Annotated in this window: 19 protein-coding genes; 7 read left to right on the top strand and 12 right to left on the bottom strand. The window is 65.2% G+C overall.

Annotated elements, in window-relative coordinates; genetic code table 11:
* Position 1: 1 nt before the first annotated feature.
* The 3 genes from IP65_RS06470 to IP65_RS06460 are packed head-to-tail and all read right to left on the bottom strand — an operon-like array spanning position 2 to position 2714.
* Positions 2 to 2041: a chemotaxis protein CheA gene (locus IP65_RS06470; RefSeq protein WP_054131143.1), complete on the bottom strand. Its 2040-nt coding sequence runs from the start codon at positions 2039 to 2041 to the stop codon at positions 2 to 4.
* Positions 2038 to 2406, bottom strand: a complete 369-nt coding sequence (locus tag IP65_RS06465) for a response regulator (RefSeq protein ID WP_022678497.1) — start codon at positions 2404 to 2406, stop codon at positions 2038 to 2040. Before IP65_RS06465 ends, IP65_RS06470 begins: the two co-directional genes overlap by 4 nt.
* Positions 2403 to 2714 (bottom strand): STAS domain-containing protein, encoded by a 312-nt coding sequence (locus IP65_RS06460; protein WP_022678496.1) that lies wholly within the window; start codon positions 2712 to 2714, stop codon positions 2403 to 2405. Before IP65_RS06460 ends, IP65_RS06465 begins: the two co-directional genes overlap by 4 nt.
* 200 nt (positions 2715 to 2914) lie before the next feature.
* Here IP65_RS06460 and IP65_RS06455 point away from each other — a divergent pair, with 200 nt between their 5' ends.
* A complete protein-coding gene (locus IP65_RS06455) occupies positions 2915 to 3853 on the top strand; it encodes a DMT family transporter (RefSeq protein WP_028658446.1) in 939 nt (312 codons plus the stop codon).
* Here the strand turns inward: IP65_RS06455 and IP65_RS06450 are convergent.
* From IP65_RS06450 to IP65_RS06435, 4 genes are all read right to left on the bottom strand, one after another.
* A complete protein-coding gene (locus IP65_RS06450) occupies positions 3819 to 4283 on the bottom strand; it encodes a MerR family DNA-binding transcriptional regulator (protein WP_054131267.1) in 465 nt (154 codons plus the stop codon). The genes IP65_RS06455 and IP65_RS06450 overlap by 35 nt on opposite strands.
* A gap of 83 nt (positions 4284 to 4366) precedes the next feature.
* A complete protein-coding gene (locus IP65_RS06445; RefSeq protein ID WP_054131266.1) occupies positions 4367 to 5989 on the bottom strand; it encodes a long-chain fatty acid--CoA ligase in 1623 nt (540 codons plus the stop codon).
* 153 nt (positions 5990 to 6142) lie between these two features.
* Positions 6143 to 7444: an OmpP1/FadL family transporter gene (locus IP65_RS06440; protein WP_054131142.1), complete on the bottom strand. Its 1302-nt coding sequence runs from the start codon at positions 7442 to 7444 to the stop codon at positions 6143 to 6145.
* 85 nt (positions 7445 to 7529) lie between these two features.
* Positions 7530 to 7955, bottom strand: a complete 426-nt coding sequence (locus IP65_RS06435) for a DUF2147 domain-containing protein (protein ID WP_054131141.1) — start codon at positions 7953 to 7955, stop codon at positions 7530 to 7532.
* A 265-nt stretch (positions 7956 to 8220) separates the two neighbouring features.
* Between IP65_RS06435 and IP65_RS06430 the strand changes: the two genes are divergently transcribed.
* The 3 genes from IP65_RS06430 to IP65_RS06420 are packed head-to-tail and all read left to right on the top strand — an operon-like array spanning position 8221 to position 13493.
* Positions 8221 to 9354, top strand: a complete 1134-nt coding sequence (locus IP65_RS06430) for a thiolase family protein (protein WP_054131265.1) — start codon at positions 8221 to 8223, stop codon at positions 9352 to 9354.
* A complete protein-coding gene (locus tag IP65_RS06425; RefSeq protein WP_054131140.1) occupies positions 9354 to 11687 on the top strand; it encodes a 3-hydroxyacyl-CoA dehydrogenase/enoyl-CoA hydratase family protein in 2334 nt (777 codons plus the stop codon). Before IP65_RS06430 ends, IP65_RS06425 begins: the two co-directional genes overlap by 1 nt.
* Before the next feature lie 15 nt (positions 11688 to 11702).
* Positions 11703 to 13493 (top strand): acyl-CoA dehydrogenase C-terminal domain-containing protein, encoded by a 1791-nt coding sequence (locus IP65_RS06420; RefSeq protein WP_022678488.1) that lies wholly within the window; start codon positions 11703 to 11705, stop codon positions 13491 to 13493.
* A 113-nt stretch (positions 13494 to 13606) separates the two neighbouring features.
* Here the strand turns inward: IP65_RS06420 and trmFO are convergent, their stop codons facing one another.
* From trmFO to gyrA, 3 genes are read right to left on the bottom strand one after another with little or no spacing between them, the layout of a single operon-like run.
* Positions 13607 to 14944 (bottom strand): methylenetetrahydrofolate--tRNA-(uracil(54)-C(5))-methyltransferase (FADH(2)-oxidizing) TrmFO, encoded by a 1338-nt coding sequence (gene trmFO, locus IP65_RS06415; RefSeq protein WP_022678487.1) that lies wholly within the window; start codon positions 14942 to 14944, stop codon positions 13607 to 13609.
* Positions 14945 to 14947: 3 nt separating this feature from the next.
* A complete protein-coding gene (locus tag IP65_RS06410; protein ID WP_022678486.1) occupies positions 14948 to 15298 on the bottom strand; it encodes a DUF952 domain-containing protein in 351 nt (116 codons plus the stop codon).
* Positions 15295 to 18072, bottom strand: coding sequence for a DNA gyrase subunit A (gene gyrA, locus IP65_RS06405; RefSeq protein WP_022678485.1), 2778 nt, complete (start codon positions 18070 to 18072; stop codon positions 15295 to 15297). Before gyrA ends, IP65_RS06410 begins: the two co-directional genes overlap by 4 nt.
* 307 nt (positions 18073 to 18379) lie before the next feature.
* On the opposite strand from gyrA, the gene IP65_RS06400 reads away from it, so the two are divergent.
* Positions 18380 to 19726 (top strand): hypothetical protein, encoded by a 1347-nt coding sequence (locus IP65_RS06400; protein WP_022678484.1) that lies wholly within the window; start codon positions 18380 to 18382, stop codon positions 19724 to 19726.
* Between the two features lie 83 nt (positions 19727 to 19809).
* Here IP65_RS06400 and IP65_RS06395 read toward each other — a convergent pair whose 3' ends face one another.
* Positions 19810 to 20463 (bottom strand): carbonic anhydrase, encoded by a 654-nt coding sequence (locus IP65_RS06395; protein WP_022678483.1) that lies wholly within the window; start codon positions 20461 to 20463, stop codon positions 19810 to 19812.
* 67 nt (positions 20464 to 20530) lie between these two features.
* On the opposite strand from IP65_RS06395, the gene lipA reads away from it, so the two are divergent.
* On the top strand, positions 20531 to 21478 hold the full coding sequence (gene lipA, locus IP65_RS06390; RefSeq protein WP_022678482.1) for a lipoyl synthase: 948 nt from the start codon (positions 20531 to 20533) through the stop codon (positions 21476 to 21478).
* 1 nt (position 21479) lies between these two features.
* Positions 21480 to 21926: a type II toxin-antitoxin system RatA family toxin gene (locus tag IP65_RS06385; protein ID WP_022678481.1), complete on the top strand. Its 447-nt coding sequence runs from the start codon at positions 21480 to 21482 to the stop codon at positions 21924 to 21926.
* A gap of 45 nt (positions 21927 to 21971) precedes the next feature.
* Here IP65_RS06385 and IP65_RS06380 read toward each other — a convergent pair whose 3' ends face one another.
* Positions 21972 to 22499: a CinA family protein gene (locus IP65_RS06380; RefSeq protein ID WP_022678480.1), complete on the bottom strand. Its 528-nt coding sequence runs from the start codon at positions 22497 to 22499 to the stop codon at positions 21972 to 21974.
* Positions 22500 to 22517: the final 18 nt, after the last annotated feature.

The raw sequence follows: 22517 nt of genomic DNA, 5'->3' as shown, positions 1-22517 counted from the left end.
GTCAGCCCACGGCGCGCAGCCGTGCCTCCCGTTGCTGGCCGGTGGCCACGAGTTGCATGATGTCGAGAATGAGAGCGACGCTGCCGTCTCCCAGGATCGTGGCGCCCGAAAAGCTGTTGACCGCGCGGTGCACGCCAGACATCGACTTGATCACCGTCTGGTGACTGCCAATGATCTGGTCGACCACCAGGCCCACACGTTCCCCTGCGGCGGAAATGACCACGATCTTCTGGTGCTGATCGGGCTGGGCGCCGGTCTCGAACAGGTCATGCAGGCGCAGGAACGGCACCAGCGCATCACGCAGGCGGATCATGCTGCGGCCGCGCGTGCGCAGGTCTTCGTCGGCGGAAAGCTCGATGCATTCCTCGACCGCCGCCAATGGAATGACATAGCATCCGTTGGCTACGCGCACGAGCAGCCCCTCGATGATCGCCAGCGTCAGCGGGATGCGCAGGGTAAAGGTGGAGCCCTGGCCTTCCTGGCTGGCAATATCGATCGTGCCGCGCAGCCCCTCGATCGTCCGCTTGACCACGTCCATCCCCACACCGCGCCCAGACAGGTTGGTGACCTGGGCGGCCGTGGAAAAGCCGGGGTGGAAGATCATCTGCAACAATTCGTGATCGGTCACGCTCTGGCCCGGCTGGATCAGGCCATTGGCCTCCGCCTTGGCGCGCACCCGCTCGCGGTTGATGCCCCGGCCATCGTCGGTGATGGTGATCAGCACCTCACCGCCGGCATGGGCGGCGGTCAGCATGACGCGGCCAGTGGCCGGCTTTCCGGCGGCCAGGCGCTCCTCGGGTGTTTCCAGGCCATGATCGCAGGCATTGCGGATCAGGTGGACGATCGGATCGGCCAATTGCTCGGTCACGGTCTTGTCCACCTCGGTGGATTCGCCGTCGGTCAGCAGTTCGATCGCCTTGCCGGTGTCGCGCGCCAGATCGTGGATCAGGCGGCGGAAGCGGCCGAACAGGTTGGCCACTGGCACCATGCGCAAGACCATCATGGTGTCGCGCATTTCGCTGACCAGGCGCTCGATCTCTTCCGAGATGGAGCGCAGCGCCACTTCGCCCGACGCACCGATCAGCCCGCTGTTCGCCAATTGCGACAGGCGGCTTTGCACGATCACCAGCTCGCCCACGCGGTCCATCAGCACGTCGAGCCGTTCGGCCGGGACGCGCACACTTTCCCCGGCGCGCGGCGCCTGGCGGGCGGCGGCATCGGCCTGGGCCGGCACCTGGACAGCGACGCTCGCTGGCGTTCCCGTGGCAGCGGCAGCAACGGCGCCCGGAGCGGCTGCGGTCGTGGCCGCGTCCGTCTCCGCCGGCGTTGCGGCCAGCGGCGTCAGCTCCATATCCATGTCGTCCATCACGAAGATGAACACGTCCTCGATCGCGTCGCGGCTGATCTCGCCCAGCAGTGTCACGTCCCAGCCGATCAGGCATTCGGTGGGCACCAGATCGGGCAGGGCGGGCAAGGCATCGCACAGCGCCACCACCCGGCATTCGCCCAATGCTCGCAGTTCGTCGAGCAGGCTCAGCGGATTGGTGCCGTTGGCCATGGCCGAGGCGGGCAGGCGAAAACGCAGATGCCATCCACCAGCCGTCGATGTGGCTGCCGCTGATGTTGGCGGGGCTGTTTCGCCCGTTGCCGTGGTAGGCATTGCGCCGGTTTCGGGCAAGGCGGCATGCAGCCGCGCCAGGATCGCATCGCCTGTCGCCTCGAGCCCCGCGCCATCGCCATCGACCAGTGCGCGCATGTGGTCCATGGCCGACAGGATCACGTGGACAAGTTCGGCCGTGGCGGGAAACAAGCCCTTGCGCACCCGATCGAATGCGGTTTCGCAATGGTGGGTGAACGTGGCCAGCGCATCAAAGCCGAACATCGCGCCCGAGCCTTTGAGCGTGTGCAGCCCGCGGAACACCGCATCGATCAGCCCGCGATCGTCCAACTGGTTCGACAGATCGAGCAGTGCCTGTTCGATCTGGTCGAGGAGGTCACCAGCTTCCACGCGGAACGCGGCAATGGGATCTGTTTCGCTCACCGGCCCAGCACCTTCTTGGTAATGCGCAGCAGCTGATCGGGCTGGAACGGCTTGACCAGCCAGCCCGTGGCGCCAGCGGCGCGGGCTTCCTGCTTGATGGCATCATCTGACTCGGTGGTGAGGAAGATGATCGGGGTGCCCATCTGCACGGGCAGCTTGCGGATCTCGCGGATCATGCTCAGCCCATCCATGTTGGGCATGTTGAGATCCGTGATGATCATGTCGAACTTCTGACCCTGCGCCTTGCCCAGGCCTTCCAGCCCGTCGCAGGCCTCGGTCACGCTATAGCCTGCGCCAGTCAGCGCGATCCGCGTGGCAAGGCGCAGACTGCTGGAATCGTCTACGGTGAGGATCGAGGCCGTCATTGCGGGAGTTCTCCGTGAAACCAGAAATCGAGGGTTTCGGTGCTGGGATCGGTCAGGAACCCGGCGCGGCGCAGCAGTGCCGTCACGGCCGGATTGGCCGGCGCCGACAGACGCAGCGCGCGGCTGTCCCGCAGGGCATGCTGGCGCGCCGTTTCCACCAACTGCACCAGGGAAAGATCGACATCGACCAGATCCGACAGATCGAGCACCATCGCGGCATGCGCTTCCAGGGACTCGGTCATGTTCGACCAGGCCGTGGTGATGGTTTGCATGTTGGCCACCGGGCCAAGGCTGAGGGTAAAACTCATGGCACACTCCGCAGAACGCACCATGGATTACGGGGTGGTCGCTGAAATCGGCGTAAGGCGCCCCTGCGGCATTTCCCCTAGAGCGGGCGAAACGCGCAACGTTCTAATGGCTGGGTTCCAATGGCTGGCTCCCGGCACGATTATCGACTAAGGCGCGCGGGAATTTCTCCCCACACCATTTCAGCCCGGACCTTTTGTTTGTGAACGATCGCAAGCCTGTCGATGCCGCTGCCGTTGCCATCATGATCGTGCTCTGCGCGATCTGGGGTTCGCAGCAGGTTGCCATCAAGCTGGTGGCGGGCGCGATGAGCCCGTTGTTGCAGATGGGCCTGCGTTCGGGCCTGGCGGGCCTTGCCACGCTGGCCATTGTGCTGTGGCGTGGGGAAGGGCGGGTGATCAACCGCCAGACCCTGGCACCGGGCCTGGCCATCGGGCTGCTGTTTGGCACCGAATTCCTGCTGGCGGGCGAAGCGCTGCGCTTCACCAGCGCCTCCCACGTCACCATCTATCTCTATACCGCGCCAATTGGCGCTGCCCTGGCGCTGGGTCTGCTGCGCCCTGACGAGCGCCTGCGCGCTGGCCAGTGGGTGGGCATCGCGCTGTCGTTTGCTGGCGTGGTGCTGGCGTTCAGCGGCGGCAAGGAAGGGGCGGGCTATCCCGATGGTCGGCTGGGCGATGCCCTGGCGCTGGGCGGCGCCTGCGGTTGGGCCTGCACCACGCTGGTGCTGCGCAATTCTTCGCTGGCCAATGCACCGGCCTCGGTCACGCTGTTCTATCAGCTGATGGGCGCTTTCGTGCTGTGCACGCTGGCCGCGCCGGTGCTGGGTGAAACGGCCGTGAGCCTGACCGCCCCGCTCCTGGCCAGCATGGCGTTCCAGGTCGTGGTCGTGGCGTTCCTCAGCTATCTCACCTGGTATGCCCTGCTGCGGCGCTACAGCGCGGCGCGGCTGGGGGTGTTGAGTTTCATGACGCCGATGTTTGGTGTGGCCGCCGGCGTGATCGTGCTGGGTGACAAGCTGGACGCCGCGTTCATCGGCGGCGCCTTGATGATCCTGGCGGGCATCATCATCGTCAGCACGGCCGATGCGCTGCCCGCGCGCCTGTTCAAGCGGCGTTTTCGTCCCGCGGTGAACTCGTAAGCTCGCCGATCTTGTCGATCGCCTCGGCCTCCATGGCCTGAAGCTCGGTCATGGTCTTGAGCAAGGCGCTGTGCTGGCTTTCCAGCTTGCGCAGCCGGCTGCGGATGTGCGCCACCAGATGCTGCAATTGCTCCAGCCGGGTGGGATCGACATCGTAGAGATCGAGGAATTCCTTGATCTCGCGGATGCTGAAACCCAGCCGCTTGCCGCGCAGGATCAACTGCATGCGTGCCACTTCGCGGTGCGAATATATGCGCGTGTTGCCTACGCGGGCCGGCTCGATCAGGCCCTTGTCTTCATAGAAACGCAAGGTGCGGTGCGTCACGCCCAGGCGGCGCGCCACATCCTGGATGCCTTGCAGGCCATCCTCGGGCGCGGCGGGCGTTGGTTCCGCCGTGGGTTCGGGCGGATCGGGCAAAGTATCGATCATGGTGGCCAATTTTCCCCCCAGAATGGCGCTACCTATTGCGCCGCAAAATGTGGATTGCAACTGCCCCCAATCGCACCTTGCACTTAAACCGCGGGCGTGGCGGCCTCGGCCTTGGCACGCTCTTCGGCGACCAGTTCCTTTTTCGAAAGCTTGCCCACCATGGTCTTGGGCAGGCTTTGGCGAATTTCGACAGCGCGCGGCACCTCGATCTTGTTGAGATGCTCGGTCAGGAACGCGAGGATCTCCTGCGGCGAGACGTCCTGGCCGTCGTGCAGCTTGACGAACAGCTTGGCGCTTTGCCCCCGATAGCGATCGGGAATGCCGATTGCGATGGCCTCCTCGATCGCCGGATGGAGATAGGCCGCTTCCTCGATGACGCGCGGATAGACATTGTACCCGCCGCTCAGGATCACGTCCTTGAGGCGGTCCACCAGGTAGAGATAGCCATCTTCGTCGAGGTGGCCCACGTCGCCCGTGCGCAGCGCGCCATCGACAAAGACCTTGGCGGTGTCGTCGGGGCGCTGCCAATAGCCGGCCATCACCTGCGGCCCGCGCACGCAGACCTCGCCATTGGCGCCCAGCGGCAGCACCGTCTCGGGGTTTTCGGGATCGCGAATTTCGATTTGCGTGCCAGGGAAGGCCTGGCCGCAGCTGTTGGCGCGGATATCGCCATCAACCGGGTTGCAGGTCACGATGGGCGAGGCTTCGGTCAGGCCATAGCCTTCGCAGATGCGCCCGCCGGTGCGCTGTTCGAACGTCTGGCGCACTTCCAGCGGCAGCGGCGCACCGCCGGATATGCAGGCGCGCAGTGCCGAAAGATTGGGAATCTTGGCATCGTCGAGCGCGTTCATCGCGATGAACAGCGTCGGCACGCCGAAAAACAGCGTGGGCGGCTTGCGCTTGATGGTGGCCAGCATCGCGTCCATTTCGAACCGCGGCATCAGCACCAGTTCCGATCCCACCAGGATCGAGAAATCGAGCACGGCGGTCAGCGCAAAGACGTGGAAGAACGGCAGCACGGCCAGCGTGCGCTGCGGGGCAGGCAGATCGCCATGGATATGCGCCTGTTGCTGCAGGGCATTGGCCGTGAGATTGCGATGGGTCAGCATCGCGCCCTTGGGCGTGCCGGTGGTGCCGCCGGTATATTGCAGCACGGCCAGGTCATCGGGCACCAGTGCCACCGGCCGTGGCGGATCGCCGCGTGCGATCAGGTCGCAAAAGCGCATGTGCAGCGCATCATGGGCATAGCGGGCATGGTCGCGCCGCTTGAACAGGCGCCAGCCCCATGCCTTTACCCGGGGCAGGATGCCGGCCATCGGGCAGACCAGGATGGTGGCCAACTGACATTCGTCGGCAATGGCGCGCACCTTGCCGTGGATTTCGCGCAGGTCTGGCACGGCAACAACGCGGGCGCCGCTGTCGGTCAACAGATGGCGCATCTCGCTTTGGGTGTAGAGCGGGTTGAGATTGACCACCACCGCGCCGATCTTGAGCGCGGCAAAGTAGAGCACGATGTAATAGGGCGTGTTGGGCAGGCACAGTGCCACCCGATCGCCCTTGCCCAGGCCCAGGTCCTGAAAGCCGCGCGCCGCCCGTTCGACCATCCGCCCCAGCGCCCGATAGGTCCAAGTGCGGCCCATGAAGTCCACCGCCGGGCGGTCGCCATGATCGCGCACGGCGTTGTCCATGAAGTCACCCAGCAGCATGGCCGGCGGTGACCAGTCTGGCGGCAGGCTGTCGGGTGCGCGTGAAGGGGCGATGGGTGTGGCCTCGATCGGGGGGGCAGCGACCATGTCAGGTTCCGGCAAGAGGAAGGGAAATGGCGCCGAGGCCAAGATGGCCCCGGCGCCTTCGGGCGATCAGAAAGCGACCCGTCCGCCCAGCGACAGCACCACGACATGGGCCTTTTGCAGCATGCCGTTGACCAGGATCGGGGTCTGCGCCGGCGTGCCGGCATAGGCGGCGGTCAGGCGGTTGACCGGCGCATCGGCGAGGGTGAGGTAGTTGGCGGCAACGTCGATCTTGAACGCGCGGCTGAATGCATGGGTGGCGCCCAAGGCAAAGTTCCAGCGGTTGCTATCGGGCACGCGGGCATCGCGTTCGTTCGGGCGAACCGGCGAAACGTCACGCTGCACGCCGCCGCGAACGGTCCACTTGGGGCTGAGGTCAGCGTCAAAGCCGACGGCAACCGCCCAGGTGTTGCGATAGTCTTCGGGGATCGCGGTGTTGAGCGGGCTGCCCAGCTGGATGGCGTTGAACTTGGACCAGCCAAAGCGCGTTGCCTGGGCATTGAGTGTAAATCCCGGCGTGACCGTCCAGCGGCCACCGAACGTCAGCTGCCAGGGCGTGGTGAAGTCTGCCTCGGTGGAGATGTTGGCGTTGTTCGCCGCCAGCGGGCCGAGCAGGCCGGCAATGGTCACGTCACCCTTGAGCTTGTGCTTGATGGCCGACTTGTAGCTCAGGCCCACGGTCACGGTCTTGCCGCGGAACTGCGTACCGGCCGACCAGCCCACATCCCAGCCCTTGCCGCTGAGCGTCTGGCTGCCATCGGGCAGCACGGCCAGCAGGTTGGGCAGGGCATTGCCCAGCGTGGCATCGGCGTGCTCAACGTTCACCGCGCCGCCGATGGAAATCACCGGGGTCAGTTGCACGGCCAGCGAGGGCTGGATGTCGATCGTGCGCAGGCGCGTGGTCAGCGCGGTATAGCGTGCCCAGCTGCTGTTCGAATATTCGGTGGTGAAGTTGTACGGCGCAGTCACCGCCAGGCCCACAGCCACGCGGTTGCCCAGCGAATGCGCGATCGCGCCCGAGGGCACGACGCCCTTGTGGATCGGGTTGTGGGCCACACTGTCGCCGCCCACGGCCGTGGCAGGCTGGCCAGGGCGCTTGATCAGGGTGCCGTTGTTGACCACGTCGCCAGAGGGCAGGATGCCGGTGGCGCTCAGCATGGCTTCGCCGCCTGTCATGCCGCCGATGCTGGCGGGGTTCCACCACAGGCTTTCCGCGCCCGTGTCGGCCACTTCGCCCGAATAGGCGCGGCCGGTGGCCTTGGCGGACTGGTCCTGAAGATAAAAGCCGCCTGCCAGGGCAGGGCTGGCAAGTCCGGCGGTGCCGGCCAGAAGCACGGCGCAGGCCAGCGTGCGGCGGTGGTTCAGGTTCATCTCTCTCTCACTCCCATGCGAATTTTTGTGGTGTCTGTGGTTTCAACGGTGCCGGTGGTGTTTGGTCTGGCCGGCTCCGGCTGCATCAGCGCAGGCGCTTCCACGTCTGGGTCTTGCACAATGGCCACACGATGCAGCCCTTGAGCTTGAGCGTGTCAGCATCGGCGATCGTGATCGTCGCCTTGTAGGTGCCGCCGTCTTCGGGATTGTAGATCGAGCCACCCTCCCAACCGTCGGTGCTGCGCGTAAAACCTTGCAGAATGGTCAGGCCCTTGAGCGGACGACTGCGCAGGGCCGGATTCTTGTTTTTGCCATCGGCGAAGGCCGGATTGGCGCGGATGCTGTCGGATTCGACCAGGCGCCCGCAGATCGACGCGCCGCACGGGGCAATTTCAACGATGCCATGCTTGGTGGGCGTGGCCCAGCGGCCGATGGCCTGTTCGGATGCGGATTGTCCGGCAGCGTAGGAGGCCGGAGCATAGGTGGCCGCCGCTGCCCCCATCAGGGACATTACGGTGATGGCCAATAACGGCTTACCTCTCATCGTTCTTCATCCTCGACCCAAGAACCCAAAGCGCGCTTCGTGCGTTTCGGTATCCGGTTATCACCCGGCCTTTCTTGCCTTTGCCGGTGTGCGACTCACTCTATGCCCCAAATTTTGGTTGACGTATAGGGAAAGTTGAGCACCATTACGGACGAAAGCAGCGCCAAGGGTGATTCCGTGGTATCGGAGGCACAGGCGGCAGCTGCCCCACCTGACGAGGATGCCAGAAATCATGCCGAATGCGGTCATTGCCGGATATGCCCGGTCACCGTTCCACCTTGCCGGCAAGGGCGCGCTTGCCCGTACCCGGCCCGACGATCTTGCCGCGGCCGTGGTCAAGGCGCTGGTCCAGCGCACCGGGATTGACGCCGCCGCGATCGAGGATCTGATCGTCGGCTGCGCTTTTCCCGAAGGCGAACAGGGCTTTAACGTTGCGCGCCTGATCGGCATGATTGCCGGCCTGCCGCGTTCGGTTGGCGGCATGACGGTCAACCGCTTCTGCGGTTCGTCGATGAGCGCGATCCACTATGCCGTGGGCCAGATCGCAGCCGGCGCGGGTGAGCTGTTCATCGCCGCCGGGGTCGAATCGATGAGCCGGGTGCCGATGATGGGCTTCAACCCGCTGCCCAATCCGGCCTTGGCCAAGGCCAGCCAGGCCTATATCGGCATGGGTGACACCGCCGAAAACCTCGCCAGTCAGTACGGCCTGTCGCGCCAGGCGCAGGAAGCCTTCGCCGTCGCCAGCCAGGACAAGGCCGCCGCTGCCATCGCCGCTGGTAAGCTCAAGGACGAGATCGTCGGCATCGAAACCAAGGTCGGCCTGGTCGATACCGATGGCTGCCCGCGCCCTGGCACCACCGCCGAAACCCTCGCCGGGCTCAAGCCCGCGTTCAGCGCCACCGGTACGGTCACGGCCGGCACGTCCTCGCCGCTCACCGACGGCGCCAGCGCCGTGATCGTGGCGAGCGAGGATTATGCCCGCGCCCATGGCCTGCCCATTCTGGCCCGGATCAAGGCCATGGCGATTTCCGGCTGTGCGCCCGAAATCATGGGCATCGGCCCGGTCGAATCCAGCCGCAAGGCGCTGGAGCGTGCCGGCATTTCCGTGTCCGATCTCGACGTGATCGAACTGAACGAAGCTTTTGCCAGCCAGGCGCTGGCCTGCATCGCCGATCTTGGCCTCGATCAGGCGAAGATCAACCTGGATGGCGGCGCGATCGCGCTGGGCCACCCGCTGGGCGCCACCGGCGCGCGCATCGTCGGCAAGGCGGCCAGCCTGTTGCAGCGCACGGGCGGCAAGTATGCGCTCGCCACGCAGTGCATCGGCGGCGGCCAGGGCATCGCCACGGTTCTGGAGGCGATCTGATGCCAGAGGCAACCCACAGCGAGTCCATCAGGAAGGTCTGCGTCATCGGCGCGGGCACCATGGGCGCCGGCATCGCCGCCCAGGTGGCCAACGCCGGCGTGCCGGTGCTGCTGCTCGACATCGTGCGCGATCCGGCCGACCGCAATGCGGTGGCCCAGGGCGCGCTCGATCGCCTGGCCAAGGCAGAGCCGGCGGCGTTCATGAGCAAGCGCGCCGCCAAGCTGGTCGAGGTTGGCAATATCGAAGACGATCTGCCCCGCGTTGCCGAGTGCGACTGGGTGATCGAAGCGATTGTCGAACGGCTCGATCTCAAGCACGCGCTCTACGAAAAGCTGGAAGGCGTGCGCCGCCCCGGCACGGCGGTTTCGTCCAACACGTCGACGATCCCGCTCGAACAACTGATCGCCGGGCGCGGCGAAGGCTTTGCCCGTGATTTCCTGATCACGCACTTCTTCAACCCGCCGCGCTACATGCGCCTGCTTGAAGTCGTCGCTGGCCCGGCCAGCGATGCGGCGCTGGTCGCCAAGGTCAGCGATTTTGCCGATCGCGCGCTGGGCAAGACCGTGGTACGCGCCAAGGATACCCCGGGTTTCCTGGCCAACCGCGTCGGCACGTTCTGGATCCAGCAGGCGATCAACGCCGCGATCGATCTGGGGCTGAGCGTGGAAGAAGCCGATGCCGTGGTGGGCAAGCCGATGGGCGTGCCCAAGACCGGCGTGTTCGGGCTGGTTGACCTGGTCGGCATCGATCTGATGCCGCACTTGAAGGCGAGCCTTACCGCCACGCTGCCGGAAGATGATGCCTATCGCGCCATCGCGATCGATCATCCGCTGATCATGAAGATGATCGCCGATGGCTATACCGGGCGCAAGGGCAAGGGCGGTTTCTATCGCCTCAACCGCGAGGCGGGCAAGCGCAAGGAAGCGATCGATCTGGCCACCGGCGAATACCGCGCTGCCGCCAAGCCGCCATCGCTGCCCGGCGCCGTGTTCAAGGATCTCAAGGCGCTGGTTGGCCTGCCCGGCAAGCTGGGTGCCTATGCCTGGGCCGTGCTGGCGCCGACGCTGTCCTATGCCGCGTCGCTCGTGCCTAGCGCGTCTGACGATATCGTTGCCATCGATGTGGCGATGAAGCTGGGCTACAACTGGAAGTCCGGCCCGTTCGAACTGATCGACAAGCTCGGCACGGCCGCCTTTGCCGAACGCCTCAAGGCCGAAGGCAAGCCCGTGCCGGCGATCGTGGAACTGGCCGCCGGTCGGCCGTTCTATCGGGTCGAAGCGGGCAAGCGCCAGGCGCTGGGCCTTGATGGGGAATACCACGATGTGGCGCGTGCCGCGGGTGTGGTGCTGCTCGAAGACATCAAGCTGGCCGCCAAGCCCCTGCTCAAGACCGCCTCTGCCGCGCTCTGGGACGTTGGCGATGGCGTTGCCGCGCTGGAATTCACCGGCAAGATGAACGCGCTCGATGCCGAGGTGATGAAGCTGATCGGCCAGGCCATTCCGTTGGTGGCGGAAAAGTTCAAGGGCCTGGTGATCTACAACGAAGGCAGCCACTTCTCGGCGGGTGCCAACCTGGGTTTGGCGCTGTTCGCCATGAACATCGCCGCCTGGGGCGAGATCGAAAAGCTCGTTGCCGGTGGCCAGCAGGCGATGAAGGCGCTCAAGTATGCGCCGTTCCCGGTGGTCGGCGCGCCATCGGGGATGGCGCTGGGCGGCGGCTGCGAAGTCCTGCTGCATTGCGACGCCATCCAGGCGCACGCCGAAAGCTATATCGGCCTGGTCGAATGCGGTGTCGGCCTCGTGCCGGGCTGGGGCGGCAATGGCGAACTGCTCGATCGCTGGCGGCACAATCCGGCGCTGCCCAAGGGGCCGATGCCGGCCGTGGCCAAGGTGTTCGAAACGGTGTCGACCGCCACGGTGTCCAAGTCGGCCGCCCAGGCGATCGAACTCGGCTTCCTGCGCCCGACCGACCAGGTGACGATGAACCGTGATCGTCTTCTGGCCGATGCCAAGGCCCGCGTTCTGGCCCTGGCCGAAGGCTATCAGCCGCCCGAACCGCCGGTGTTCCGCCTGCCGGGTGCCGGTGGCAAGGCCGCGCTCGACATGGCGGTGCAGGGCTTCCGCGCCCGCGGCATGGCCACCTCGCATGACGAGGTGGTATCGGGTGCCCTTGCGCGCATCTTGACCGGCGGCGATGCTGACCTGATCGATACCGTGACCGAGGATGAACTGCTGGCTGCCGAACGCCGGGAATTCACCAGCCTCGTCCGTAACCCCGCGACACAGGCCCGGATTGAGCATATGCTCAAGACCGGCAAGCCGCTTCGCAACTGATTGAGGAGATTTGCCATGCAGATCTATACCGCTCCCCTGCGCGACATGCGCTTCGTGCTCAACGAATTGCACACCGACGACGGCTTTGGTGACATTCCCGCGCTTGCTGATTTCACGCCTGACCTGACTGAGGCCGTGCTGTCTGAAGCCGCCAAGCTGTGCCAGGACGTGCTGCTGCCTTTGAACCGCAGCGGCGATGAGGAAGGCTGCACCCTGGAAAACGGCGTGGTCCGCACGCCCAAGGGTTTTATCGAGGCCTACAAGGCCTTTACCGAGGGCGGTTGGAACGCTCTTGTCCTGCCGCCGGAATGGGGCGGGCAGGGCGCGCCCGAGGCCGTGGGCAAGCTGGTGGAAGAGATGATCTGCGCCACCAACGTGTCGTTCAGCCTCTATCCCGGCCTCACCAACGGCGCCATCGCCGCGCTCACCGTCTATGCCAACGACACGCTCAAGCAGGAATACCTGCCCAAGATGGTCAGCGGCGAATGGTCGGGCACCATGTGCCTGACCGAGCCGCACTGCGGCACCGACCTGGGCCTGCTGCGCACCCGCGCCGAACCGGGCGAAGATGGCAGCTACAAGCTGTCGGGCGCCAAGATCTTCATCTCGGCCGGCGAGCATGACCTGACGACCAACATCGTCCACCTCGTGCTGGCGCGCCTGCCCGATGCGCCCAAGGGCGTGAAGGGCATCAGCCTGTTCCTGGTGCCCAAGTACCTGCCCGATGCTGACGGAAACCCGTCGGTGCGCAACGGTGCGCGCTGCACCGCGATCGAGCACAAGATGGGTCTCAAGGCTTCGGCCACGTGCCAGATGCTGTTCGAAGATGCCAAGGGCTGGCTGGTGGGCGAACCGCATCGCGGCCTCGAAGCCATGTTCACGATGATGAATGCCGAGCGCGTCGGCGTGGGCATCCAGGGCCTGGGCATTGGCGAGGCTGCCTATCAGTCGGCCGTGTGGTACGCCAAGGATCGCCTCCAGGGCCGCTCGCTGTCGGGCACCAAGCATCCCGACAAGCCGGCCGATCCGATCATCGTGCATCCCGATGTGCGGCGCATGCTGCTGACCATGCGCGCGTGGAACGAAGGCTGCCGTGGCGTTTCCGCGTGGGTCGCCCGCGCGCTCGATGCCGAAAAGCATGGGGCAGAGCCGGAACAGCGCCAGCGCGCGTCGGACTTCGTTGCGCTGATGACCCCGGTGGTCAAGGCGATGTTCACCGACCTGGGCCTCGAAAGCGCCAGCCTCGCGGTGCAGTGCTATGGCGGCCACGGCTTCATCCGCGAAAGCGGGGTTGAGCAGTATATGCGCGATGCGCGCATCGCCATGCTCTATGAAGGCACCAATGGCATCCAGGCGCTTGACCTGGTGGGCCGCAAGCTGCCTGCCGAAATGGGCCGCTACCTGCGCAGCTTCTTCCATCCGGTCAGCGATTTCATCGATGCCAACCTGGAAGATCCGGCGATTGGCAAGATGGTTGCCGGTCTCAAGCGCGCATTCGAAGCGCTGCAGGGTGCAACCGCAATCATCGCCGAACGTGGCATGAAAGACCCTGAGGAAGGGGGCGCGGCGGCAACCGACTATCTGCGCCTGATGGGCCTGGTCGCCATGGCCTACTGCTTTGCCAAGGCCACCAAGCTTGCCTCGCGCGAGCTGATGTCGGGCACTGGCGAGGCGGCGTTCTACAAGGCCAAGATCGACACCGCGCGCTTCTTCTATGAAAAGCTGCTGCCGCAGTCGGCCTCGCTGTACCTGGCGATCAAGGCCGGCAAGGGCTCGGTCATGGACTTTGCCGAGGAAGCGTTCTGAGGCTTGGGTAAGGCTTCGCACCACCCCCCGACTCCCTCCTCTGAAGAGGAGGGGGAGGAGCAGGTTAAAGCCCCATCCTCTTTAGAGGAGGGGGTCGGGGGGTGGTGGAAGCCTTACGCCAACGTCTCAAGCCAAGGCCCAAAATCGGCCTTGGCGCGCGTGGTATAGGCTTCCTTGCGCACTTTTTTCTTCACCGATGGATCGACCGGCGGAAACAGCCCGAAGTTCACGTTCATCGGCTGATAGGTGTCGGGTTCGGCATCCCCGGTGATGTGGCCAAGCAGGGCGCCCAGCGCCGTGGTTACCGGCGGCGGCGTCCATTCACGGCCGGCCAGTTCCGCCGCTGCCATCAGGCCAGCCAGCATGCCGACCGATGCGCTTTCGACGTAGCCCTCGCAGCCGGTGATCTGCCCGGCAAAGCGGATGCGCGGCGCAGATTTCAGGCGCAGCTGCCGATCGAGCAGCGTGGGAGAGTGAATAAACGTATTGCGGTGCAAGCCGCCCAGCCGCGCAAATTCGGCGTTTTCCAGGCCCGGAATGGTGCGGAACAGGCGCACCTGTTCGGCATGCTTGAGCTTGGTCTGGAAGCCCACCATGTTCCACAGCGTGCCCAGCTTGTTGTCCTGGCGCAGCTGCACCACGGCATAGGGCCAGCGGCCAGTGCGCGGATCGTCCAGACCAACCGGTTTCATCGGGCCAAAGCGCAGAGTGTCCTCGCCCCGTTCGGCCATCACCTCGATCGGCATGCAGCCGTCGAAATAGGGGGTGTTGGCCTCCCATTCCTTGAACACGGTCTTGTCACCATCGAGCAGGCCCTGGCGAAATGCCTGGTACTGCTCCTTGTTCATCGGGCAGTTGATATAGTCCTTGCCGGTGCTTTCCGGGCCGGCGGCCTTGTCCCAGCGGCTCGCCATCCAGCACACGTCCATGTCGATCGAATCATGATAGACGATGGGGGCAATGGCATCGAAGAACGCCAGGCTTTCCGCGCCCGTGGCGGTGCCGATGCTGCTGGCGAGCGACGCAGCGGTCAGCGGCCCGGTGGCCACGATGGTCATGCCCTCGGCAGGCAGGGCATCGACGCGTTCGCGCACCACTTCCAGGTTGGGCAGTTCGCGCAGCGCCGCTTCGACGGCGGCCGAGAATACGTCGCGGTCCACCGCCAGGGCAGAGCCGGCGGGCACGCGCGCCTTGTCGGCGGCGGCCATGATCAGGCTGTCACAGCGGCGCATCTCGTGATGCAGCAGGCCGACCGCGTTCTTTTCGTCATCGTCCGAGCGGAACGAGTTGGAGCAGACCAATTCGGCCAGGCCATCGCCCTGGTGCGCGGCGGTGGTTTCGCCGCTGCCGCGCATTTCTGAAAGCCGCACGCGAAAGCCACGCCGGGCGAGTTGCCAGGCAGCCTCGCTGCCGGCCATTCCGCCGCCGATGATGTGAATCTGGTGCGTCATCGTTCAGCGCGCCCGGGGCAGCGCCACACTGCCATCGCTTTGCCGCGAAAGCGGCTCCATCGCCACCACCGCGGCCAGCGGCAACGGGGCATAGAGATGGGGGAACAGCGCCCCGCCGCGTGACACTTCCCATTTCAGGGTTTCGCCAAAGCCCGACAGGTCGATGGCGGCCACATGCAGGTCGTCCTGCCCGGCAAAGTGCTTATCCACGGTAACGGTCAGCTGATCGTCTGTGGACATATGGATATAGCCGTCGGCCAGATCGACCGGCGCGCCGCCGAACGAACCCTGTTCCAGTTCGGCGCGCTGCGGCGCGGTCAGCACCTTGTAGGCGATCACGGGATGCCCGCTCATTCGTCCGCACCCCCTTCTGCGCCATCGCTTTCGGCAGCGTCGCCGGCGATTGCTTCGTCCGCGATCGCTTCACCTTCAACGTCATCGGCGTCCTGCTCGGCCAGGCGCACCGCGCCCACCACGTGCTCGTCACCCGAAACGTTGAACAGGCGCACGCCGGCCGATCCGCGCCCGATCACGCGCAGCGACGAAAGCGGCAGGCGGATCAGCTTGGCCTGGTCGGTCACCAGCATCAGCTGGTCGGCCTGCGAGGCGGGGAAGCTGGCGACGACCGGGCCATTGCGGCCGATGTTGTCAATGTTGGTAATGCCCTGGCCACCGCGGCCGGTGCGGCGATATTCATAGGCCGAAGACAGCTTGCCATAGCCGTTGGCGCAGACCGTGAGGATGAACTGCTCCTTGGCCACCAGTTCCTGGTAGCGTTCGGCGCTCATCTGCGGCTCGCCTTCCTTCTCGGCCTTCCACGGGGCAAAGCGCAGGTAATCCTCGCGCTCGTCCTGGTCCTTGACCCCGGCGCGATGCAGGATCGAGAGCGAGATGACCTCGTCCCCGTCCTTGAGCGCCATGCCGCGCACCCCAGTGGAGGTGCGGCTCTGGAACTCGCGCACGTCGTCGGCCGGGAAGCGGATGGCCTTGCCGGCGCGACTGGCCAGCAGCACGTCGTCCCCTTCGGACAGCAGCGCGACACCGATCAGGCGATCGTCGGTATCTTCCTCGAACTTCATGGCATACTTGCCGTTCGACGGGATGTTGGCGAACGAATCCATCGCGTTGCGGCGGACGTTGCCCTTGGCCGTGGCGAACATGACGTTGAGCGCGCCCCATTCGGCCTCGTCTTCGGGCAAGGGCAGCACGGCGGCGATCGTTTCGCCCTGGTCAAGCGCGGGCAGCAGGTTGACGACCGGTCGGCCGCGGGTGGCCGCGCCGCCTTCGGGCAGGCGCCACACCTTGAGGCGATAGACCTTGCCGGCGGTGGAGAAGAACAGCACCGGGGTGTGGGTGCTGGCCACGAACATCGTCGCGACGGCATCCTCTTCCTTGGTAGCCATGCCCGAGCGGCCCTTGCCACCGCGCGCCTGGGCGCGGAACGTGGAAAGGGGCGTGCGCTTGATATAGCCGTCGAGGGTGACGGTCACGACCATGTCTTCGCGCTCGATCAGGTCTTCATCGTCGATGCCATCGGCGGCCGGCATGATCTGCGACAGGCGCGGCGTGGCATAGGCCGCACGCACTTCCACCAGTTCCTGGCGCATCACAGCGTAAAGCTTCTGGCGGTCGGCCAGGATAGCCAGGTATTCGGCGATCGCGGCGGCCAGCTTTTCCAGTTCCTCGCCGATTTCGTCGCGGCCCAGTGCCGTCAGGCGGTGCAGGCGCAGGTCGAGGATCGCGCGGACCTGGATTTCCGAGAGGCGATAGGTGCCTTCGCCGGCAACCGCGTCGTCCTCGATCGCCTCGACCAGGCGGATATAGGGCGCGATTTCGCCCATCGGCCATTCGCGGGCGAGCAGCGCCTCGCGGGCAAGCGCCGGATTGGCCGAGCCGCGGATGATCTTGACCACTTCATCGAGGTTGGTGACCGCCACCACCAGGCCAAGCAACACGTGGGCGCGGTCGCGCGCCTTGTTCAGCTCGAACTTGGTGCGCCGCGTGATCACTTCCTCGCGGAAGCGCACGAAGCTTTCGATGATATCCTTGAGGGTCAGGATCTCCGGACGCCCGCCACGGATGGCGAGCATGTTGGCCGGGAAGTTGGATTGGGCCGGGGTATTGCGCCACAGCTGGTTGAGCACGACCTCGGGCGAGGCATCGCGCTTCAAGTCCACCACCACGCGAACGCCTTCGCGGTTGGATTCGTCGCGGATGTCGGAAATGCCTTCGATCCGCTTGTCCTTGGCGGCCTCGGCAATCTTTTCGACCAGGTTGGACTTGCCGACCTGGTAGGGGATCGACGTCAGCACGATCGAGCGCCGGTTGGCGTCGCGACCGCGGCCTTCCTCCACCTCGTGGCGGCAGCGCATCATGATCGAGCCGCGGCCTTCGGTATAGGCCTTGCGCGCACCGGCGGCGCCCAGGATCAACGGGGCGGTGGGGAAATCGGGGCCGGGAATGATCTGGATCAGTTCGTCGATCGTGATCAACGGGTTGTCCATATAGGCCAGGCAGCCGTCGATCACTTCGCCCAGGTTGTGCGGCGGAATGTTGGTGGCCATGCCCACCGCGATGCCACCGGCGCCATTGACCAGCAGATTGGGGAAGCGCGCCGGCAGAACCTGCGGCTCGTGCTCCGCCCCGTCATAGTTGGGCTGGAAGTCGACCGTGTCCTTGTCGATATCGGCCAGCAGCGAGTCCGACACCTTGGCCAGGCGCGCTTCGGTATAGCGCATCGAGGCTGGCGGATCGGGGTCCATCGAACCGAAGTTGCCCTGGCCGTCGATCAGCGGCAGGCGCATCGACCAGTCCTGGGTCATACGCGCCAGCGCGTCATAGATCGCCGCGTCGCCATGGGGGTGATACTTACCCATGGTATCGCCGACGATACGGGCAGACTTGCGATAGGGCTTGGTCGAGGTGAAGCCGTTCTCGTGGCTGGTCCACAAGATGCGGCGATGCACCGGCTTCAACCCGTCGCGCACATCGGGAAGCGCACGCGCCACGATCACGCTCATCGCGTAATCGAGGTAGCTGGTCTTCATTTCGTCGACGATGTCGATCCGCTGGAATTCATGGTCCGGCGTGCCGGGGGTGGGATCGAGGTTCGGGGTGTCGTCGCTCACGATGGTGGCTTTGTCATTTCGTTGTCTGGAAAGTAACCGCCCTAGGCGCCTTGCGCGCAAAAGGCCAGCAAACCATGCCGTTTCCGACCCAACTAACCATCACTTTTCCACACATGCGACAAGCTGCCTGAACAGCAGGACGAAATGCCATTCAATCCGCGTTCACCCCGTGCCACCTAGCAAGCGCAGAGTTGCCAAGGGAGCCATTCCGCGCCACTAGCGCAGGGCCGACCAGGGTAAACGGCGGGGCCACGTGAATCCGAAACATGCGACACGGGCACCGTCGGGGTCGAACAGGAGATAAGAGATGCGCGGTTCTTTGTGGAATTCGGGTAAGGGCACGGTTGCGCGTACGGCGATGGCCGTTGCGCTGGCATCGGGGCTTGGTCTTGGCGGCATGATCGCTCCTGCGATCGCCAAGGAAGCCAAGAAGGAGCAGCCTGCCGCTGGCGGCAACTCCAAGGAATTTGCGGCAGCGGCCGCGCCGTTCCAGAAATCTTTCAATGATTGGCAGGCCACCAAGGGCAAGGCCCCCGAGGCTGAATTCAAGGCTGGCGCGCAGAAGCTGGCCGGTGAAATCGGCCCGGTGGAAGCCGGCGCCAAGACCCCCCTCGATCGCCTGATCCTGGGCCAGTGGCAGCAGATCCTGGGCGGTGCCATGGGTGACGGCGCGCTGCAGCAGAAGGGCCTGCAGAACATGGCCGACAGCGGCCAGCTCAGCGCCGACAAGGTGCCGATGGTGCAGTACTTCCTGGGCGCCACTGCCTATCAGAACAAGGACTATGCCACCGCCACCAAGGCGCTGCGCGCTGCCATCGACGCCAACTACAGCGAAGACAACGCCGCCGAACTGCTGGCCGATTCCTATGTCCAGCAGAACCAGCCGACCCAGGCGCTCGACGCGCTCAAGGCTGCCATCGCCGCCCGCAAGGCTGCGAACGGCACCGTGCCGGTGAGCTGGTACAAGCGTGGCCAGGTCATTGCCTACAACGCCAAGCTGGGCCCGCAGGCGATCGAATGGGGCCTGCTGTCGGTTGCGGCTGATCCCACCCCGATCAACTGGCTCGGCGCTGGTCAGCTGACCCGCGAATTCAGCCAGTTCGGCAAGGAAGAGTCGGTCGATCTGGGCCGCCTGTTCGAACGCACCGGCGCGCTGGGTGTCGACAAGCAGTACACCGGCCGCGAATTCGTGGAATACATCCAGGCGGCCGACCCGCGTCGTCTGCCCGGTGAAGTGCAGAAGCTGGCCGAACAGGGCATTGCTTCGGGCGCGCTCAAGGCATCCGACCCGTTCGTGTCTGATGCCCTGGCCCAGGCCAAGGCCCGTATCGCCGCTGGCGACAAGGCCTCGCTCCCGGCCATGGAACGCGATGCGGCCAAGACCGCCGATGGCAAGCTCTCGGCGATCACCGCTGACGCCTACCTCTCGTATGGCGATGCGGCCAAGGCCGAAACGCTCTACAAGGCGGCGCTGAGCAAGGGCATCGCAGCCCAAGCCGACAAGGACCGCATCGAAACCCGCCTGGGCATCGCGCTGGCCGATCAGGGCAAGTACGATGAAGCCAAGGCAGCGTTTTCCACGATCACCAGCGGCGTGCGCCTGCCCCTGGCGCAGCTCTGGATCCAGTACGTGGTGACCAAGGGCGCCAAGTAAGCGCCTTTAACGCCACAAAGGTTGAAGGGCGGCTCCTTGCGGGGCCGCCCTTTTCCTTTCTGGGATCTTTTTGCTAGCTGAAATCAGGCTGCCGGGGCGAACGTGCCCGTTTCCTCGTCCAGCAGGTGCAGGATGCCATCGGAAATGGCAAAGAATGCACCGCGCAAGGTAAGGTCGCCGGCGTCTTCCTTTTCCTTCACCCACGGGAAGGTGCGCAGGTTGGCAAGGCTGGCCTTCACGCCGGCCAGTTCCATCGCGCGCTCGGCCGTGCGGCCACTGGTGCCGTGCTCTTCGACCACCGGCTTGCGTGCCTCGTCGAGCAGCGAAATCCAGTCGGCCACAAAGCCACCGGCGCCGCGTGCGGCCCCGGCCATTTCCTGAGTCAGCGCGGCGCGGCAGCCGCCGCACATGCCGTGGCCCATCACCACGACTTCCTTGACCTTGAGCACCTGCACGGCGAATTCCAGCGCGGCGGAAACACCGTGATGACCGGGCGAGGTTTCGAACGGCGGCACCATGGCTGCCACGTTGCGGACCACGAACATTTCGCCCGGATCGGTGTCGAACACCTGGGCCGGGTCGACGCGGCTGTCGGAACAGGCGATGATCATCACCTTGGGTTCCTGCCCTTCGCGCAAGCGCTCCCAGCGCTCACGATGCGGGGTCCAACCATGGTCACGGAAGCGGCGGTAGCCGGCGAGGAGCTGATCCAGCTCGGGGGATGTCGCGTTTGCCATGAGCAAACGCCATGCCGTGTTCGATTGGCACTTTCAAGTGCCCCAAGTTACGCCTATCTGCGCAGGCATGACCGACACTGCCTCGAACCTTGAGCCCGCCCAGCCTCAGCGCATGCGCAAGCCTGACTGGATTCGTGTAAAGGCGCCCACCAGCAAGGGCTATGGCGAGACGCGCCAATTGATGCGCGACTTGAAGCTGAATACCGTGTGCGAAGAGGCAGCCTGCCCCAACATCGGCGAATGCTGGACCAAGAAGCACGCCACCGTGATGATCCTGGGTGACGTGTGCACCCGCGCCTGCGCGTTCTGCAACGTCAAGACCGGCATGCCGCGCAAGGTCGACATTTCCGAGCCGGGCCACGTGGCCGAAGCGGCGGCCCGCATGGGGCTGGAACACATCGTCATCACCTCGGTCGATCGCGACGATCTACCTGATGGCGGCGCCTCGCAGTTCGTCAAGGTGATCAAGGCGCTGCGCGAACAGACGCCGCAGACCACGATCGAAATCCTCACGCCCGATTTCCGCAACAAGATGGAAGGCGCGGTTGCCGCCATCGTCGAGGCGGGGCCGGACGTTTACAACCACAACCTGGAAACCGTGCCCCGGCTCTATCCCACGATCCGGCCCGGCGCGCGTTATTACGCGTCGCTGCGCCTGCTCGAACAGGTCAAGCGGCTCAACCCGATGATCTTCACCAAGTCGGGCATCATGCTGGGCCTGGGTGAAGAGCGCCTGGAAGTGCACCAGGTGATGGACGACATGCGCTCGGCGCAGATCGATTTCCTCACCATGGGCCAGTATCTCCAGCCCACGCCCAAGCACACCAAGGTGATGGAATTCGTCACGCCCAAGGCGTTCGATGCCTATGGCGCGATTGCCCGGGCCAAGGGCTTCCTGCAAGTGGCGTCAAGCCCGCTGACGCGTTCGAGCTATCACGCCGGCGAAGACTTTGCCCAGATGCGCGCCACGCGTGAGGCGCAGCTGGCCAAGGCAGCGGCGCGCGCCGGGGCATAAGATGCCGCGCATCGCCGAACAGCGGCGGCTGCAATGGTCGCCGGAACAGATGTTCGACCTCGTCGCCGACGTGCGCCGCTATCCAGAGTTTCTGCCCTGGGTCGTGGCCACGCGGATCAAGGCGGACAGTGAAACCGAGATGGTCGCCGACATGCTCGTCGGCTTCAACGCGCTGCGTGAAAAGTTCACCTCGCGCGTGCGCAAGGCGAAGCCTGACCGGATCGAGGTGGAATACCTCGATGGCCCGATGAAAAGCCTGTCCAACACCTGGTCGTTTCGCCCGGGTGACGACGGCACTGGCTGCGTGATCGATTTCTGCGTTGATTTCAGCTTTCGCAACGCCTTGTTCGAAAAGCTGGCAGGCCAGTACCTCGATCGCGCGTTCCGCAAGATGGTCGCCGCCTTCGAAACCCGCGCGGCCAAGCTCTATGGCCCGGTCGAGGCCTGATCACGGCTGAGCTTCGGCCCCGCTTTTGCGCGGGGCCGCGTGGCCTCAGTCCGCTTCGGGCGGCATCAGCAGTTCGAGGGCGCAAAGCGTGGCCTGGTGGCGCACGGCGCTGCGGGTCTGGCAGTCATCAAACAGCCGGGTTTCGGCCATGATGTCTTCCGGGTTCTGGCCGCGGTGCGCACGGGCAAACACCACGGTGCCGACCGGCTTCTGTTCCGAACCGCCATCTGGGCCGGCAATGCCGGTGATCGCCACCGCAACATCCGCTTGCGAATGGGCAAGGGCGCCCTGCGCCATCGACCAGGCGGTCGCCACCGATACCGCGCCCACCGCGTCGATCACATCGAGCGATACACCCAGCAACTCGTGCTTGGCCTCGTTCGAATAGGTCACGAAACCGCGATCGAGCACGCTCGAACTGCCGGCGATTTCGGTCAGCGCTGCTGCCACCAGACCGCCGGTGCAGCTTTCGGCCAAAGCGACCGTGCGGCCGATGCTGCGATTGGCCTCGATCACGCGCTGGGCCAGCGCGACGATGTCGTGCGGAAGAAGGGAGTCGGTTTCGGGGGGCATGATTGGGGGGTGTTCCGT

Source organism: Novosphingobium sp. AAP1 (assembly GCF_001295765.1).
Taxonomy (GTDB): domain Bacteria; phylum Pseudomonadota; class Alphaproteobacteria; order Sphingomonadales; family Sphingomonadaceae; genus Novosphingobium; species Novosphingobium capsulatum.
The sequence above is the reverse complement of the archived record's forward strand: the minus strand, read 5'-3'. Positions and strand labels throughout refer to the sequence as shown.